We start from the raw sequence: 16,174 nt of genomic DNA, 5'->3' as shown, positions 1-16,174 counted from the left end.
GTCGGCTATGTCCGACGCACATCTCACTGAGCGTCCGCTCGACGACGGACCCGAGCCCGTCGAGCTGACCGAGGAACCGATCCAGCTGAGCAACCGGGAGCCCGGCGGCGGCCCGGAGCAGCGGTCGGCGCGGTCACGGCGGCGACGGATCGGCTGGTCGGTGGCGCTCGCCATCGGCCTCGCCGGCGCGGGGACACTCGGGGTGGCCGGGTGGCGGATCGCCCAGCAGAAGGACACCCAGCTCGCCAGCCCCGACCGGGTGGCGGGGCTGACCCGGGACGACAGCGAGCGCGCCCGCAGCACCGCCGACTACCTGCGCAGCGGCTTCGCCGCCGACATCCAGCTGGACCGCAGCTTCGGCACCGTCTACCGGGACCCGGCCGACGACAAGCGTTCGGTGCTCGTGTTCGGCGGCACCACCCTGCTGTGGCAGCCGGAGCGCGACCTGGACAGCCTCTTCGGGCTGATGTCCGACGAGACGGGCAAGGTCAACGGGCTGCGCGAGGTGCCCGCCGGCGACCTGGGCGGCGTCATGAAGTGCGGGACCACCAGCGGCGAGGGCGGCGACTTCGCGATCTGCGGGTGGGCGGACCACGGCAGCGTCGCAATGGCGATGTTCCCCGGGCGCAGCGTCGACGACGCCAGCAAGCTGTTCCGCGACCTCCGCGCGGGCATCCAGACCCGCGACTGACCGCGGCCCATCGAGGCGTACGCGCCGGCGCCGGGCAAGTTCGCCTCGGACGGCCGGCGCGACGTCGCGGTTTTTGGGGTGGAAACGCGTCAGGGCCATCCTCGATGAGGATGGCCCTGACGGAACGATTGTCCGGCGGTGTCCTACTCTCCCACACCCTCCCGAGTGCAGTACCATCGGCGCTGGAGGGCTTAGCTTCCGGGTTCGGAATGTAACCGGGCGTTTCCCCTCCGCCATGACCGCCGTAACACTATCGACATATCAAACAACACCCACCGGGTCTGTTGTTCGCTTGTCGGGAGTTGCACAGTGGACGCGTAGCAGCTTAGTAGTCAAGTCCTCGGCCTATTAGTACCGGTCGACTGAACCCGTTACCGGGCTTACATCTCCGGCCTATCAACCCAGTCGTCTAGCTGGGGGCCTTACCCACAAAAATGTGGTGGGATACCTCATCTTGAAGCGAGCTTCCCGCTTAGATGCTTTCAGCGGTTATCCCTTCCGAACGTAGCTAACCAGCCGTGCCCCTGGCGGGACAACTGGCACACCAGAGGTTCGTCCGTCCCGGTCCTCTCGTACTAGGGACAGCCCTTCTCAAGTATCCTACGCGCACGGCGGATAGGGACCGAACTGTCTCACGACGTTCTAAACCCAGCTCGCGTACCGCTTTAATGGGCGAACAGCCCAACCCTTGGGACCTGCTACAGCCCCAGGATGCGACGAGCCGACATCGAGGTGCCAAACCATCCCGTCGATATGGACTCTTGGGGAAGATCAGCCTGTTATCCCCGGGGTACCTTTTATCCGTTGAGCGACACCGCTTCCACACGCAAGTGCCGGATCACTAGTCCCGACTTTCGTCCCTGCTCGACCTGTCAGTCTCACAGTCAAGCTCCCTTGTGTACTTGCACTCAACACCTGATTGCCAACCAGGCTGAGGGAACCTTTGGGCGCCTCCGTTACCCTTTAGGAGGCAACCGCCCCAGTTAAACTACCCACCAGACACTGTCCCTGAACCGGATAACGGTCCGAAGTTAGATACCCAAATCAACCAGAGTGGTATTTCAAGATTGCCTCCCCACCAACTGGCGTTGATGGTTCACCGGCTCCCACCTATCCTACACAAGCTAATTCGAGTACCAATGTCAAGCTATAGTAAAGGTCCCGGGGTCTTTCCGTCCTGCCGCGCGTAACGAGCATCTTTACTCGTACTGCAATTTCGCCGGGCCTGTGGTTGAGACAGTGGGGAAGTCGTTACGCCATTCGTGCAGGTCGGAACTTACCCGACAAGGAATTTCGCTACCTTAGGATGGTTATAGTTACCACCGCCGTTTACTGGCGCTTAAGTTCTCCGCTTCGCCCCCGAAAGAGCTAACAGGTCCCCTTAACGTTCCAGCACCGGGCAGGCGTCAGTCCATATACATCGAATTACTTCTTCGCATGGACCTGTGTTTTTAGTAAACAGTCGCTTCCCCCTGCTCTCTGCGGCCATACAACGCTCCACCCGCGCGGGGCTTCACGTCTCCGGCCCCCCTTCTCCCTAAGTTACGGGGGCAATTTGCCGAGTTCCTTAACCACAGTTCGCCCGATCGCCTCGGTATTCTCTACCTGACCACCTGTGTCGGTTTGGGGTACGGGCCGCTAAGAACTCGCTAGAGGCTTTTCTCGGCAGCATAGGATCACTGACTTCACCTGAATCGGCTCGGCATCACGTCTCAGCCTATATGCGCCGCGGATTTGCCTACGGCACGGCCTACACGCTTACCCCGGCACAACCACCGGCCGGGCTCAGCTACCTTCCTGCGTCACCCCATCGCTTGACTACTACCCGCCAGGTTCCCACGCTCACCACCATCCGTCCGAAGACATCAGGCAACTCGGGTGGTTAGCACAACGAGGTTCATCAGGGTCGCTCTTTCGCGGGTACGGGAATATCAACCCGTTGTCCATCGACTACGCCTCTCGGCCTCGCCTTAGGTCCCGACTCACCCAGGGCGGATTAGCCTGGCCCTGGAACCCTTGGTCATCCGGCGGAAGGGTTTCTCACCCTTCTTTCGCTACTCATGCCTGCATTCTCACTCGTGCCGCGTCCACAACTAGGTCACCCCGCTGCTTCACCCCCGGCACGACGCTCCCCTACCCATCCACACACCTGCACAAGGAATCAAGTCCAAGCGAGGTTGAAATGTGAATGCCACAGCTTCGGCGGTGTGCTTGAGCCCCGCTACATTGTCGGCGCGGAACCACTTGACCAGTGAGCTATTACGCACTCTTTAAAGGGTGGCTGCTTCTAAGCCAACCTCCTGGTTGTCTATGCGACCCCACATCCTTTTCCACTTAGCACACGCTTAGGGGCCTTAGCTGGTGATCTGGGCTGTTTCCCTCTCGACTACGAAGCTTATCCCCCGCAGTCTCACTGCCGCGCTCTCACTTACCGGCATTCGGAGTTTGGCTGATTTCGGTAAGCTTGTGGGCCCCCTAGACCATCCAGTGCTCTACCTCCGGCAAGAAACACGCGACGCTGCACCTAAATGCATTTCGGGGAGAACCAGCTATCACGGAGTTTGATTGGCCTTTCACCCCTAACCACAGGTCATCCCCCAACTTTTCAACGTTGGTGGGTTCGGCCCTCCACGCGGTCTTACCCGCGCTTCAGCCTGCCCATGGCTAGATCACTCCGCTTCGGGTCTAGGACACGCGACTGAATCGCCCTATTCAGACTCGCTTTCGCTACGGCTCCCCCACACGGGTTAACCTCGCCACATGCCACTAACTCGCAGGCTCATTCTTCAAAAGGCACGCCGTCACCCCGCAAGGCTCCGACGGATTGTAGGCGAACGGTTTCAGGTACTATTTCACTCCCCTCCCGGGGTACTTTTCACCATTCCCTCACGGTACTCGTCCGCTATCGGTCACCAGGAAGTATTTAGGCTTACCAGGTGGTCCTGGCAGATTCACGGCAGATTTCAGGAGTCCGCCGCTACTCGGGAACACCCACAGAAGACCAGCAGCTTTCACCTACCGGACTATCACCGTCTACGGTCAGCCTTTCCAGACTGTTCAACTAGCCACTGGCTTTGTAACTCCTCGAACACGTGTCAGCATGTTCAGCGGGGTCCCACAACCCCGACCACGCAACCCCTGACAGGTATCACACGCAGCCGGTTTAGCCTCAATCCGCTTTCGCTCGCCACTACTCACGGAATCACTATTTGTTTTCTCTTCCTACGGGTACTGAGATGTTTCACTTCCCCGCGTTCCCTCCACACACCCTATGTGTTCAGGTGTGGGTGACTGGACATGACTCCAGCCGGGTTCCCCCATTCGGACACCCTGGGATCACAGCTCGGTTGACAGCTCCCCCAGGCCTATCGCGGCCTCCCACGTCCTTCATCGGCTCCTGGTGCCAAGGCATCCACCGTTCGCCCTTGACAACTTGACCACAAAGATGCTCGCGTCCACTGTGCAATTCTCAACAAACGACCAACCCACAACCCACAAGCCCCACACCACGACCCGACAACCGCCGGCGGTATGCAAGACCAGGCCATGCCTGGCAACCAACCCCAAGACCCACAGGCCTCGAGCTTCGGCTCTGAAAGACAACCAACGGTTGTTCCTTCAGGACCCAACAGGGTGCCCTACATCCCCCCCCAGCCGCACCAGGACCTCGTTCCACACCACACACGGTGGCCGTACTAGAAGAAACCCAGCCGTTGCCAGGGAAAGACTCGCCAGTGTCTCCGCCAATGAGCACCCCGACCCGACATTCGCAGGTCGCGGGCTCCATACCGTCCTTCGACGGATGGTGCTCCTTAGAAAGGAGGTGATCCAGCCGCACCTTCCGGTACGGCTACCTTGTTACGACTTCGTCCCAATCGCCAGCCCCACCTTCGACGGCTCCCTCCACAAGGGTTGGGCCACCGGCTTCGGGTGTTGCCGACTTTCGTGACGTGACGGGCGGTGTGTACAAGGCCCGGGAACGTATTCACCGCAGCGTTGCTGATCTGCGATTACTAGCGACTCCGACTTCACGGGGTCGAGTTGCAGACCCCGATCCGAACTGAGACCGGCTTTTTGGGATTCGCTCCACCTCACGGTATCGCAGCCCATTGTACCGGCCATTGTAGCATGCGTGAAGCCCTGGACATAAGGGGCATGATGACTTGACGTCATCCCCACCTTCCTCCGAGTTGACCCCGGCAGTCTTCGATGAGTCCCCGCCATAACGCGCTGGCAACATCGAACGAGGGTTGCGCTCGTTGCGGGACTTAACCCAACATCTCACGACACGAGCTGACGACAGCCATGCACCACCTGTGACCGCCCCCGAAGGACCCCACATCTCTGCAGGTTTTGCGGCCATGTCAAACCCAGGTAAGGTTCTTCGCGTTGCATCGAATTAATCCGCATGCTCCGCCGCTTGTGCGGGCCCCCGTCAATTCCTTTGAGTTTTAGCCTTGCGGCCGTACTCCCCAGGCGGGGCGCTTAATGCGTTAGCTGCGGCACAGGGAACCGGAGAGGCCCCCCACACCTAGCGCCCAACGTTTACAGCGTGGACTACCAGGGTATCTAATCCTGTTCGCTCCCCACGCTTTCGCTCCTCAGCGTCAGTATCGGCCCAGAGACCCGCCTTCGCCACCGGTGTTCCTCCTGATATCTGCGCATTTCACCGCTACACCAGGAATTCCAGTCTCCCCTACCGAACTCTAGCCTGCCCGTATCGACCGCAGGCTTGGGGTTGAGCCCCAAGTTTTCACGGTCGACGCGACAAGCCGCCTACGAGCTCTTTACGCCCAATAAATCCGGACAACGCTCGCGCCCTACGTCTTACCGCGGCTGCTGGCACGTAGTTGGCCGGCGCTTCTTCTGCAGGTACCGTCACTTGCGCTTCGTCCCTGCTGAAAGAGGTTTACAACCCGAAGGCCGTCATCCCTCACGCGGCGTCGCTGCATCAGGCTTCCGCCCATTGTGCAATATTCCCCACTGCTGCCTCCCGTAGGAGTCTGGGCCGTGTCTCAGTCCCAGTGTGGCCGGTCGCCCTCTCAGGCCGGCTACCCGTCGTCGCCTTGGTAGGCCATCACCCCACCAACAAGCTGATAGGCCGCGAGCCCATCCCAGGCCGAAAAACTTTCCACCCCCAGACATGCGTCCGAAGGTCCTATCCGGTATTAGCCCCCGTTTCCGAGGGTTATCCCAAAGCCTAGGGCAGGTTGCTCACGTGTTACTCACCCGTTCGCCGCTCGAGTACCCCGAAGGGCCTTTCCGCTCGACTTGCATGTGTTAAGCACGCCGCCAGCGTTCGTCCTGAGCCAGGATCAAACTCTCCAACAAAAACTTGTCGAACAGCAATCCCGACAACAAAAAGTGTTGCCAAAGGAATCCCAACCAGCCGAAACCATCAGGCCCGACCAGTCCGGGGTATCAAACAAATTTGGCACTGGCTTATCAAGCACCCTGTTGAGTTCTCAAAGAACAACCACACACCGATCAGCGGCCCCGCACTGCGGGACCCCGTTTCGGGGCAACCTCTCCAACCTACCCGACTCGAACTTCGTGGTCAACCTCGGTGAGGAGGTGATCAACAGAGTTGGTCGGACCCACGTCGACGCACGCCGAAGCTCGGCGGTCGTTGCTGTCGTGGGAAACCGCAGACCGGCCGATCGCCGCTTCGCGGCCATCCGCCCGGCTCCTGCCGGCTTCGAAACTCTACCCGGTCGGCTTCGCGATCGCAACCCCGGATTTCCCCGGAGCGTGTCGCACCGCCCGTCTCAGTCTCGTCAGCGTCGCCGCCGCGATCCTGGCGCCCGTTGTCGGCCGGTTTGTCCGGCCTCCCGCGTGCAGAGAGAAAGTTACGCGGACAGCCCCGAGAAGGCAAATCAACGGTGATCATTGGCTTTGCGCCGGCGGTCCCGCCGTTGGCAGCAGGCCCGGGAGCTGGGCGTATTCACGAGCACCGGATGGCGCCGGCACCCGCTCTCCACGCACCGAAGATCCGGTCGTCCGTCCACCCACGGCACACGGCGCCCCTCGAAAGCCGCTCTGATGTCCGTCCACTCGTCCGCGCGGGCCGGCTCGTGGGCGGGGCCGTCGTAGGAGGACGACAACCGTGCTCACCGCGAAGGGCGGCGAAACCCGCCACGTCACACGGCAGCGCGGCGGGCCCAGGCGTGCCAGAGTGTCTGGCATGGATGACGACGCGCCGGGGGTACTCGTCGCCGAGGAGGCGCTGCTCGGGCTTCTCCAGCCGTTCTGGCAGCTGGTCATCGGCGCGTTCGTGCTCGTCGTCGTCGTGCTCTCGGTGGGCCGGCTCGCACGTCGCGGGCGGTCCCGGATGACGACCGCCCTGCTGGTCACCGCGGCCGCGATCGCCGGCTTCGCCCTCGTGGGCGTGCTGCTGCAGGGCTGAGCGTCAGAGCCGCCGGTTGGCCAGACTCGGCAACTCCGCGCGAATCGTGGCCAGGCGATCCAGGTCCAGGTCGGCGTGCGCGACCCCGGGCCCGTCCGGCATCTGGGCGACAACGGTCCCCCACGGGTCGACCACCATGCTGCGGCCGTAGCAGGTCCGCCCCGGCTCGTGGTCGCCGATCTGACCGGCGGCCAGGACGTAGCACTGGTTCTCGATCGCCCGGGCGCGCAGCAGCACCTCCCAGTGGTCCCGCCCGGTGTGCGCCATGAACGCGGCCGGCACCACGAGCACCTGGGCGCCGCCCTCGGCGGCGAGCCGCCGGTAGAGCTCGGGAAACCGCAGGTCGTAGCAGATCGACAGGCCGACCCGGACGCCCTCCACGCTTACCGTCACCGGCTGGTCCCCCGGCGCCACCGTCGCCGACTCCCGGTACGAGACCCGGCCGGGGATCTCCACGTCGTACAGGTGGATCTTGCGATAGCTGGCGGCGAGGGTGCCCGTGCGGTCGAAGACCAGGGAGGTGTTGAAGGTGTGTTCCGGGTCGGGGCCGGCCTCGTGGAACGAGCCGGCGACGAGCCACATCCCCAGCCGGCGGGCGGTCGCGGCGAAGAACTGCCCGACCTCCCCGTCGACGGGCTCCGGCTCCGGCATGCCCGCGCCCGGACCGAGGTAGTCGACGTACTCCGGAAGGACCGCGAGGTCCGCGCCGCCGGCGGCGGCACGTTTCAGGAGCGTCTCCGCGGCAGCGAGGTTCGCCTTGCGGTCATCGCGGGCGTTCAGCTGGCAGACGGCGACGCGCATGCTTCTCAGCGTACGGGGAGAGCGGTCGCCGGGACAGGACGAGCCGATGCGGCGCGACCGTGCCCCGGCGCGGCGATGCCGCTAGGCCGGGGACGGCCGCGCGGCGGGTCAGGCCGACTTCTCCTCGCGGTCCCGCCGGGCACGGCGGCCGGTGAACTCGCGGGGCACGATGGTCGGGTTGACGTTCTCCAGGACGACCTCGCGGGTGATCAGCACCCGAGCGGCGTCGGGGTTGCTCGGCACCTCGTACATCACGGAGAGCAGGACCTCTTCCATGATCGCGCGGAGACCCCGGGCGCCCGTGCCGCGCAGCATGGCCTGGTCGGCGATCGCCTCCAGCGCCGGCGGCTCGAACTCCAGCTCGACACCGTCCAGCTCGAAGAGGCGCTGGTATTGCCGGACCAGTGCGTTGCGGGGCTCGGTGAGGATCCGGACCAGCGCCTGGCGGTCCAGACTGCGGACGCTCGTGATCACCGGGAGCCGGCCGATGAACTCGGGGATGAGCCCGAACTTGAGCATGTCCTCCGGCATCACCTGGCTGAAGATGTCGTCGGTGGAGCGCTCGGAGACGGCCCGGAGCCGGGCGCCGAAGCCGGTGCCGCCGTGCCCGGTGCGTGCCTCGATGATCTGGTCCAGACCGGCGAAGGCACCGCCGCAGATGAACAGCACGTTGGTGGTGTCGATCTGGATGAACTCCTGGTGCGGGTGTTTCCGTCCGCCCTGCGGCGGCACGTTGGCCACCGTGCCTTCGAGCATCTTGAGCAGGGCCTGCTGGACACCCTCGCCGGACACGTCACGCGTGATCGACGGGTTCTCCGACTTGCGGGCGATCTTGTCGACCTCGTCGATGTAGATGATGCCCGTCTCGGCGCGCTTGATGTCGTAGTCGGCGGCCTGGATGAGCTTGAGGAGGATGTTCTCCACGTCCTCGCCGACGTAGCCGGCCTCGGTGAGCGCCGTGGCGTCGGCTATCGCGAACGGGACGTTCAGCATCCGGGCCAGCGTCTGCGCCAGGTGGGTCTTGCCGCACCCGGTGGGCCCGAGCAGGAGGATGTTGGACTTGGCCAGCTCGACGGCGTCGCCACCGGAGCCCGACCCGCCGGCTGTCTCGGCCTGGATCCGCTTGTAGTGGTTGTAGACCGCGACGGCCAGCGCCTTCTTGGCCTGGTCCTGGCCCACCACGTAGTTGTCGAGGAACTGGCAGATCTCCATCGGCTTGGGAAGCTCTTCCCACTTCACCTCGCCGGACTCGGCCAGCTCCTCCTCGATGATCTCGTTGCAGAGATCGATGCACTCGTCGCAGATGTAGACCCCTGGGCCCGCGATGAGCTTCTTGACCTGCTTCTGCGACTTGCCGCAGAAGGAGCACTTGAGTAGGTCGCCGCCGTCACCGATCCGTGCCACCTACGTTCTCCCTGCATCCACCGGCCGGGGACCCGGCCATGACCTGCGGCGGCTGCGCCCCGCCCGTCTCGTTCACCCCGCCGGTCGGACCCAGCGAAGCGGTACAGACCCGACGTTACCCGCTGGGAGAGCTTTCTCCGACCCCCAAAACGGGTGTGTCAGAGGTCGGCCAGGATCATCGCCCCGGCCGACCTCCGACCCGACACTGCTCAGCTGGCCGCGTTGGCGGCCAGCAGACCCTTCTTGCGGCTGGTCAGGATCGTGTCGACCAGCCCGTACTCGCGGGACTCCTCGGCCGTCATGATCTTGTCGCGGTCGATGTCCTTGCGGACCTTGTCGACCGGCTGGTTGCAGTGGCGGGAGAGCATCTCCTCCAGCTGCGTCCGCATCCGCAGGATCTCCCGAGCCTGGATCTCGATGTCCGAGCCCTGCCCGTAGCCGCCCTCGGTAGCCGGCTGGTGGATGATGATCCGCGAGTTCGGCAGGGCCATCCGCTTACCCGGCGTGCCGGCCGCGAGCAGCACCGCGGCCGCGCTCGCCGCCTGCCCGAGGCAGACCGTCTGGATGTCCGGCCGGACGTACTGCATGGTGTCGTAGATCGCCGTCATGGCGGTGAACGAACCACCCGGCGAGTTGATGTACATGATGATGTCGCGGTCCGGGTCGGTGCCCTCCAGCGTCAGCAGCTGGGCCATCACGTCGTTGGCCGACGCGTCGTCCACCTGCACGCCGAGGAAGATGATCCGGTCCTCGAAGAGCTTGTTGTACGGGTTCGACTCCTTGACCCCGTACGACGTGCGCTCGACGAACGACGGCAGCACGTAACGGTTGTGCACGGCCGCGAACTGGGGCGGCAAACTCAGGTCAGTCATCGTCAGCTCCTCAGCTCAGGGTCCCGGCACCTTCCGGAACCTGGGTGGCTCCGGTGATGACCTTGTCGATGAAGCCGTAGTCCACGGCCTCCTGGGCGGTGAACCAACGGTCGCGGTCCGAGTCGGCCTCGATCTGGGTCGGCGACTGGCCGGTGTGGTGCGCCACCCGCTCCTGGAACATCCGCTTCGTGTAGAGCATCTGCTCCGCCTGGATCGCGATGTCGGCGGCCGTGCCGCCCACACCGCCCGACGGCTGGTGCATCATGATCCGCGCGTGCGGCAAGGCGTAACGCTTGCCCTTGGTGCCCGCACAGAGCAGCAGCTGGCCCATGGAGGCAGCCATGCCCATCGCCACGGTGGACACGTCGTTGTCGATGAACTGCATCGTGTCGTAGATCGCCATGCCGGAGTAGACCGAGCCACCCGGCGAGTTGATCCAGAGGTTGATGTCGCGGTCCGGGTCCTCCGCGGCGAGCAGCAGCAGCTGCGCGCAGATGCGGTTGGCGACCTGGTCGGTCACCTCGCTGCCCAGGAAGATGATGCGCTCCTTGAGCAACCGGTTGTAGACCGAGTCGTCGAGGTTGCCAATGGTGTCGCCACCTCGGGCATCGATCGCCCGGAGCGGCTTCGCTGGGATGTGCATGTCGGTCATGGCAGCCCTTCGCTCTCCGTACCGTCCTACCCGACACTAACCGCTCGGCCGGGCGGCAGAGTCCCGGTCGTGGCACTGTTCGCTCTCAGCGCAGCCACCTCGGGACGTACCCGGAAAAGGGTTTTGGCCGCCGTCAGCCGCGAGCGGCGGACGGCGGCCTCACCCGCCGAGGATCAGTGCTCGTGGTCGTGGTGGTGCTCGGCCTCGTTGGCGGCGCGCAGCGCGTCGAGGCTCACCTCGTTGCCGGCGGCGTCCTTGATCGTGATCCGCTCCATCACCGAGGCGAGCGCCTTGCCGCGCCGGACGTCACCGAACACGGCGGGGGCGGAACCCGAGCGCACCAGCTGGTCGTAGTACTGCTGCGGGGCCATCCCGGCACGCTGGGCCCGGTGCACGATCTCGTGGCCGAACTCGTCGTCCGAGACCTGGACGTCCTCGGCGTCGGCCAGGGTGTCCAGCAGCAGCTGGATCTTGACACCCTCGGTCGCCGCCTCGACCAGCTCGGCGTCGATCTGCTCCTCGGTCTTCTCCTCCGAGGCGAGGTAGTCCTCCAGGGTGGCGCCGATCCGCTCCAGCTGGTCGATCATGGCCTGCTTGCGGCTGTCGACCTCCTCGCGGACGACACCCTCCGGCGCCGGCACGTCGGCGGCGGCGACCAGCTGCTCCAGGGCCTTGTCCCGCGCGGCGTAGATCTGCTCGACCTGCTTGCCGCGGGTGACCCGCTCGCGGAGGTCGTTGCGGAGCTCCTCCATGGTGTCGAACTCGCTCGCCATCTGGGCGAACTCGTCGTTGAGCTCCGGCAGCTCCTTCTCCTTGACCGTACGCACGGTCACGGCCACCTCGGCGTCCCGGCCGGCGAAGTCACCGCCGACGAGCTGGGTGCTGAAGGTCGTGCTGTCGTTCGCGGCCAGGCCCACCACGGCCTCGTCCAGGCCCGGCAGGAGCTGCTTGCTGCCGACCTCGTGCGAGATGTTGCTCGCCGAGCCACCCGGCACGTCCTCGCCGTCGACGGTGGCGTTGAGGTCGATCTGGACGTAGTCGCCCTCCTGGGCGGCCCGCTCGACGGTCTTGAGGGTCGCGAACCGCTCCCGCAGGTTCTTGACCTGCTCGTCGATCTCGCTCTCGTCGATCTGCAGCTCGTCCACGGTCACCTCGACCGTCGACAGGTCGGGCAGAGTGATCTCCGGGCGGACGTCGACCTCGGCGGTGAAGTTGAGCGAGTCACCGTCGTTGAACTCGGTGATCTCCACCTCCGGACGGCCGAGCGTCTTCAGGTCGTGCTCGCGGACCGCGGCGAGGATGTTCTGCGGGATGGCCTCCTGCACCGCCTCGTTGAGGACGGTGCCCCGGCCCACCCGCTGGTCGATGACCGCGGACGGCACCTTGCCCTTGCGGAAGCCGGGAACCTGGACCTGCTGCCCGATCTCCCGGTACGCCTTCCTGAGGCTCGGCTCGAGCTCGACGAACGGCACCTCGATGGCGAGCCGCACGCGCGTCGGGCTCAGAGTCTCGACGGTGCTCTTCACAGGCGTACTCCTTGACGGATCTCAGTTGAGTCTGGGCGTGATTCAGCCCATCGAGTGTAGGCGAGCCGACCGGGCGCTCCGGCAGCGCCCGGGAACCGCGCGGGAAACGGCGGCACCCGGGACGACCCGGCCGCGGACGACAGTCGGGGTGGCGGGATTTGAACCCACGGCCCCTCGCTCCCAAAGCGAGTGCGCTACCAAGCTGCGCCACACCCCGTGGCGACGAAGAGTGTATGCCGTCGCGACCCGGCCCGGGCGACTGGCACGGCCAACCCGACACTTCGCGCCGCCCGAGCCCGGTCACGGGCACCACTCCCCCGTCCGCCGACGCCCCGGCCGGAGGCGTCTCCCCACCCCGGCGCGGAAGCCACACTTCACCCCGGCGCGGAGGCCACACTTCGCCCCGGCGCGGAGGCCACACTTCGCCCCGGCGCGGAAGCCACTTTCGGGGAAAGAGTGGCCTCCGGGGCGCCGGGAGGGGACTACTTCACTGAAGGTGCGCGGATCTTGAGACGCTCGCCCGGCGTGGCGGACCGGCACGCGGCTGCGCGGGGAACCACGGGACCGGGTACGCTGTCCGCGCGCCCAGGTCCGTCCCGGGCGCACGCGGGCGTAGCTCAATGGCAGAGCTTCAGTCTTCCAAACTGACGGTGCGGGTTCGATTCCCGTCGCCCGCTCCAACAGCCTCAGGCGAAGGTCAGGGCGTGCGTCCCCGATCCTGGGCCGGTCGGCCACTGCCCGCTTCGATCCTGCGACTGTCCGCCGGCCACGCCTCACGCCTCCGGTTGTCCGGCTGGGCGATCATCGCGGCTGTGGCAGAGGACGAGTTCAGCAGCCGTGGTGGAGTGGCCCACGTCGGCGCGCGGATGACGGCACGGGGGCGGAGCTTCGTGATCCACAAGAACGCGACCTGGCCGTTCGCCCGGCTCCGCGTCGGCGCGGAACGCATCTTGATCACCTCGCTGTTCGGGACGTTCGAGGTGACGCGGGCCAACCTGGTTGCCATCACGCGCTTTCGCCGGATGCCTGTGCTGGCCGACGGCGTGCGGTTCGCGACGAGTGATCACGAGGACGCGGTGATCTTCTGGGCGTTGCGCGCGGAGAAGGTCTGCCAGGAGCTGCTGCGACGGGGCTGGAAGATCCGGTAGGAGGCACGTCGGACGGCCGTGCGACTTCCCGCCCCTCCGACGGGCCCGCCCGACGTCCGGCGGGCGGGACACCAGCGCGTGGCCCCGCCACCCCACGACGGGGACGGGGCCACGCACGACGCCACCACCGGGAGACGGCCTACCGGTCGAGGGCCGCGACCTCGCGTACGGACTCGGCGATCGCCCGGAAGTCCTTCTTGAGGAGCGCGCCGTGGTTGCTGGTGACCTTCGCGCCGATCCGGATGTGCGGGTTGCGGGTGGTCACCGCGTCGAGGCTGGTGCGGATCCGCTCCTGCTCGTCGCCGCGACTGCCGAAGGACGTCCCGGAGGCGACCACGTACCGCACCGGCACGGTGATGGCGTCCAGCACCGGGCCCAGTTCGCGCTCCCGCGAGAGCCTGCCGAGCTCGATGTTGCTGGTGGTCTGCTGCTCGGCCGTCATCCGCGGGGTCAGGCCGGTCGGGCGTAGCAGCGGCATGAACCAGCCGAGCCGTCGGAACAGCTTGCGGATCCGCTGCTCCATGGCCTCGTCGAGCCAGTCGTACGGGAACGCGCCGTCGACGAGGACCGCGCCGGCGGCCCGCTCCGGGTTGCGGTGGGCCCAGTGGGCCGCGACGACGGCCCCGTAGGACCAGCCCACGACCAAGGCCCGGTCCACGCCCCGGGCCGCGAGGACGGCGTCGACGTCCCGCACGGCCGCCTCGAAGGAGTAGTCCGCCGAGCGCTTCGACCTGCCGCGGGCCCGCTCGTCGTAGGTGATGTGCCGCCACCCCGTCCCGAGCTCGGCGACGACCCGCCGCCAGTACCCCTGGGTCGCGAACTGGCCGTTGAGGTAGAGGACGGGGACACCTGGGCCGCCGGTGTCGGTGACCGCCAGGGCCGTGTCGTCGACCGGCACCATTCCGGTCCACCGCGAGCCGGTCAGGGATGCGTTGTCGGTCATGTTCTTCTCCTCCTGGTTCGCGGTCTTCAGAGGCTGCGGGCGGTGATGTCGCCGTGGGACGTGGTGGCGCGGATGTCGAGTCCCGCGGCGCCGTCGTTCTTCAGGGCGTTGCTGACCCGGCCGTGACCGGTGCCGGCGTCGAGCGCGGCGGAGACGCCGGCGGCAGCGCCGATCGAGATGTCGCCCGACTGGGTACGGAGCACGACCGTGCCGCGCGCGGCCTCGCCGATCCGGATGTCGCCCCTCGCGGTGCTGATCTCCGCCGGGCCGTTGAGCCGGCCGACCTCGACGTCGCCGTCGATCGCGGTCAGGCGGACGTTCGCGGCCTCGTCGATCTTGATATGCCGGTACGCGCCCTCGAAGGCGACGTCGCCGAGGCGCCCGACGCCGCGGAGTTCGGCGCTGGCGGCCGTGGCCTCGACGCGGGAGTCGGCGGGCAGCTGGACGGTGATCTCCAGGGATCCGGAGGGGCCGACGAACGTGTTGGTCGGAGTCGGGGCCGTGATCCGCAGGATGCCGTCGGCGTAGGTGACGGTGGTCCCGTCGGCGGCCCTGACGTCGCGGCTCCTGGCGGGATCGGTGGGGCGGACCTCGACGACGGTGTCGGCGCGGTCCGCCGCGATGAACTGGATGCGCCCGGCGGGGACGGCCAGCACGGCGGTGATCGGGGCGGGGGTGTCGAACTTCGGCATGGTGTTCTCCCGTGCTCGCTTGGTGTTTCCAACACGGGAAAAGCTACGTTGCATTCCAATTCGCGGCAACAACAATGTTGCACCCGGGATGCATATCAGCAGTTAGACGCCACATTATCGTTGCATCGGTCATGCGCTGGAATGCAACGACGCCGCTCCGAGGCATTGCAATGGATAGGACGTGAAGGCTATGGTGGGCGCAGCAGGGACCGCCGAGGGGAGGGAGATCGCGCATGCCGGGAGGCCGACTCACCCAGCAGGAACGCCAGCAGATCGCGCTCGGGCTGGCGGACGATCTCCCGTACGCCGAGATCGCCCGCCGCCTCCACCGACCGACCTCGACCATCACCCGGGAGGTGATGCGCAACGGTGGTCCCACGGCCTACCGCGCGGACCTGGCCCACCGCGCCACCGAGCGCCGCGCCCAGCGGCGCAGGTCCGTCACCGCCCGGAAGGTCGAGTCGGCCCCCCACCCACACGGACGCGACGCCGAGGCGGTGGCCGACTACGAGGAGACGTTCACGACCGTCCTCATGGCCTCCGGCCTGAACAAGATGGGCGCGCGGGTGCTGACCTGCCTGTTCACCAGCGACACGGGCAGCCTCACCGCCGCCCAGCTCGCCCAGCGCCTCCAGGTCAGCCCGGCGTCCATCTCCAAGGCGATCACCTTCCTGGAGAGCCAGAGCCTCGTCCGCCGGGAACGCGACGAACGCCGCCGCGACCGCTACGTCGTCGACGACGAGCTGTTCTACCAGGCGACGGTCGCCAGCGCCCGCGCCAACGACCGCCTCGTCGAGACCGCACGCCAGGGCGTCGCCGTCCTCGGCCCGGACACCCCCGCCGCCGTACGCCTGGAGAACATCGCCCGTTTCCTCGACTTCATCAGCGAGAGCATCACCCGCGCCGCCGAGCAGGCCCGCGCGCTCCTGCACACCGGGACCGGCACGTCGAACGACACCCGCCGCCGAGACTCGGACCAGGGCTAGATCGGCGCCCCGGAAGCGCCGGCCCGGTTGCCTCGTGCGGCTGAGCGGGGCAG

At 66.2% G+C, this 16,174-nt stretch carries 11 protein-coding genes, 2 tRNA genes and 3 rRNA genes; 5 read left to right on the top strand and 11 right to left on the bottom strand.

Annotated elements, in window-relative coordinates; genetic code table 11:
- The first annotated feature begins 7 nt into the window (after positions 1 to 7).
- Positions 8 to 691 carry a hypothetical protein gene (locus GA0070620_RS28230; protein WP_091595850.1) on the top strand — a complete coding sequence of 228 codons (684 nt, stop codon included), beginning with the start codon at positions 8 to 10 and terminating at the stop codon, positions 689 to 691.
- A 130-nt stretch (positions 692 to 821) separates the two neighbouring features.
- Here the strand turns inward: GA0070620_RS28230 and rrf are convergent.
- From rrf to GA0070620_RS28215, 3 genes are all read right to left on the bottom strand, one after another.
- Positions 822 to 938 (bottom strand): 5S ribosomal RNA (gene rrf / locus GA0070620_RS28225).
- Positions 939 to 1,019: 81 nt separating this feature from the next.
- Positions 1,020 to 4,130 (bottom strand): 23S ribosomal RNA (locus tag GA0070620_RS28220).
- A gap of 377 nt (positions 4,131 to 4,507) precedes the next feature.
- Positions 4,508 to 6,022: ribosomal RNA gene (locus GA0070620_RS28215) — 16S ribosomal RNA — on the bottom strand.
- The 16S, 23S and 5S rRNA genes sit together here, the layout of an rRNA operon.
- A gap of 853 nt (positions 6,023 to 6,875) precedes the next feature.
- On the opposite strand from GA0070620_RS28215, the gene GA0070620_RS28210 reads away from it, so the two are divergent.
- Entirely contained in the window at positions 6,876 to 7,097 is a 222-nt protein-coding gene (locus GA0070620_RS28210; protein ID WP_091595848.1) for a hypothetical protein, read from the top strand.
- Positions 7,098 to 7,100: 3 nt separating this feature from the next.
- On the opposite strand, the gene GA0070620_RS28205 is transcribed toward GA0070620_RS28210, so the two are convergent.
- From GA0070620_RS28205 to GA0070620_RS28180, 6 genes are all read right to left on the bottom strand, one after another.
- Positions 7,101 to 7,898, bottom strand: a complete 798-nt coding sequence (locus tag GA0070620_RS28205; RefSeq protein ID WP_091595846.1) for a carbon-nitrogen hydrolase family protein — start codon at positions 7,896 to 7,898, stop codon at positions 7,101 to 7,103.
- Between the two features lie 108 nt (positions 7,899 to 8,006).
- Complete coding sequence (gene clpX, locus GA0070620_RS28200) at positions 8,007 to 9,302, bottom strand: ATP-dependent Clp protease ATP-binding subunit ClpX (RefSeq protein ID WP_091595844.1); 1,296 nt, start codon at positions 9,300 to 9,302, stop codon at positions 8,007 to 8,009.
- A 209-nt stretch (positions 9,303 to 9,511) separates the two neighbouring features.
- Positions 9,512 to 10,174, bottom strand: coding sequence for an ATP-dependent Clp protease proteolytic subunit (locus GA0070620_RS28195; RefSeq protein ID WP_091595842.1), 663 nt, complete (start codon positions 10,172 to 10,174; stop codon positions 9,512 to 9,514).
- A 10-nt stretch (positions 10,175 to 10,184) separates the two neighbouring features.
- The gene (locus GA0070620_RS28190; protein ID WP_091595840.1) at positions 10,185 to 10,826 is read right to left on the bottom strand and encodes an ATP-dependent Clp protease proteolytic subunit; all 642 of its coding nucleotides are present in this window, start codon (positions 10,824 to 10,826) and stop codon (positions 10,185 to 10,187) included.
- Between the two features lie 173 nt (positions 10,827 to 10,999).
- A complete protein-coding gene (gene tig / locus GA0070620_RS28185) occupies positions 11,000 to 12,352 on the bottom strand; it encodes a trigger factor (protein ID WP_091595838.1) in 1,353 nt (450 codons plus the stop codon).
- Positions 12,353 to 12,495: 143 nt separating this feature from the next.
- Positions 12,496 to 12,569 (bottom strand) — tRNA-Pro (locus GA0070620_RS28180).
- 389 nt (positions 12,570 to 12,958) lie between these two features.
- Here GA0070620_RS28180 and GA0070620_RS28175 point away from each other — a divergent pair.
- Both GA0070620_RS28175 and GA0070620_RS28170 read left to right on the top strand, forming a co-directional pair.
- Positions 12,959 to 13,032: transfer RNA gene (locus GA0070620_RS28175), tRNA-Gly, on the top strand.
- Positions 13,033 to 13,164: 132 nt separating this feature from the next.
- The gene (locus tag GA0070620_RS28170) at positions 13,165 to 13,500 is read left to right on the top strand and encodes a hypothetical protein (RefSeq protein WP_157741721.1); all 336 of its coding nucleotides are present in this window, start codon (positions 13,165 to 13,167) and stop codon (positions 13,498 to 13,500) included.
- 139 nt (positions 13,501 to 13,639) lie between these two features.
- On the opposite strand, the gene GA0070620_RS28165 is transcribed toward GA0070620_RS28170, so the two are convergent.
- Both GA0070620_RS28165 and GA0070620_RS28160 read right to left on the bottom strand, forming a co-directional pair.
- On the bottom strand, positions 13,640 to 14,443 hold the full coding sequence (locus tag GA0070620_RS28165) for an alpha/beta fold hydrolase (protein WP_091595834.1): 804 nt from the start codon (positions 14,441 to 14,443) through the stop codon (positions 13,640 to 13,642).
- A gap of 26 nt (positions 14,444 to 14,469) precedes the next feature.
- Entirely contained in the window at positions 14,470 to 15,135 is a 666-nt protein-coding gene (locus GA0070620_RS28160) for a DUF4097 family beta strand repeat-containing protein (protein ID WP_091595832.1), read from the bottom strand.
- A gap of 233 nt (positions 15,136 to 15,368) precedes the next feature.
- On the opposite strand from GA0070620_RS28160, the gene GA0070620_RS28155 reads away from it, so the two are divergent.
- Positions 15,369 to 16,121 carry a helix-turn-helix domain-containing protein gene (locus tag GA0070620_RS28155; RefSeq protein ID WP_091595830.1) on the top strand — a complete coding sequence of 251 codons (753 nt, stop codon included), beginning with the start codon at positions 15,369 to 15,371 and terminating at the stop codon, positions 16,119 to 16,121.
- The last annotated feature ends 53 nt before the right edge of the window (positions 16,122 to 16,174 follow it).

Origin of the sequence: Micromonospora krabiensis (genome assembly GCF_900091425.1) — a bacterium.
Classification (GTDB): domain Bacteria; phylum Actinomycetota; class Actinomycetes; order Mycobacteriales; family Micromonosporaceae; genus Micromonospora; species Micromonospora krabiensis.
Note: the sequence above shows the minus strand (reverse complement) of the source record. Positions and strands in the feature narration are given on the sequence as shown.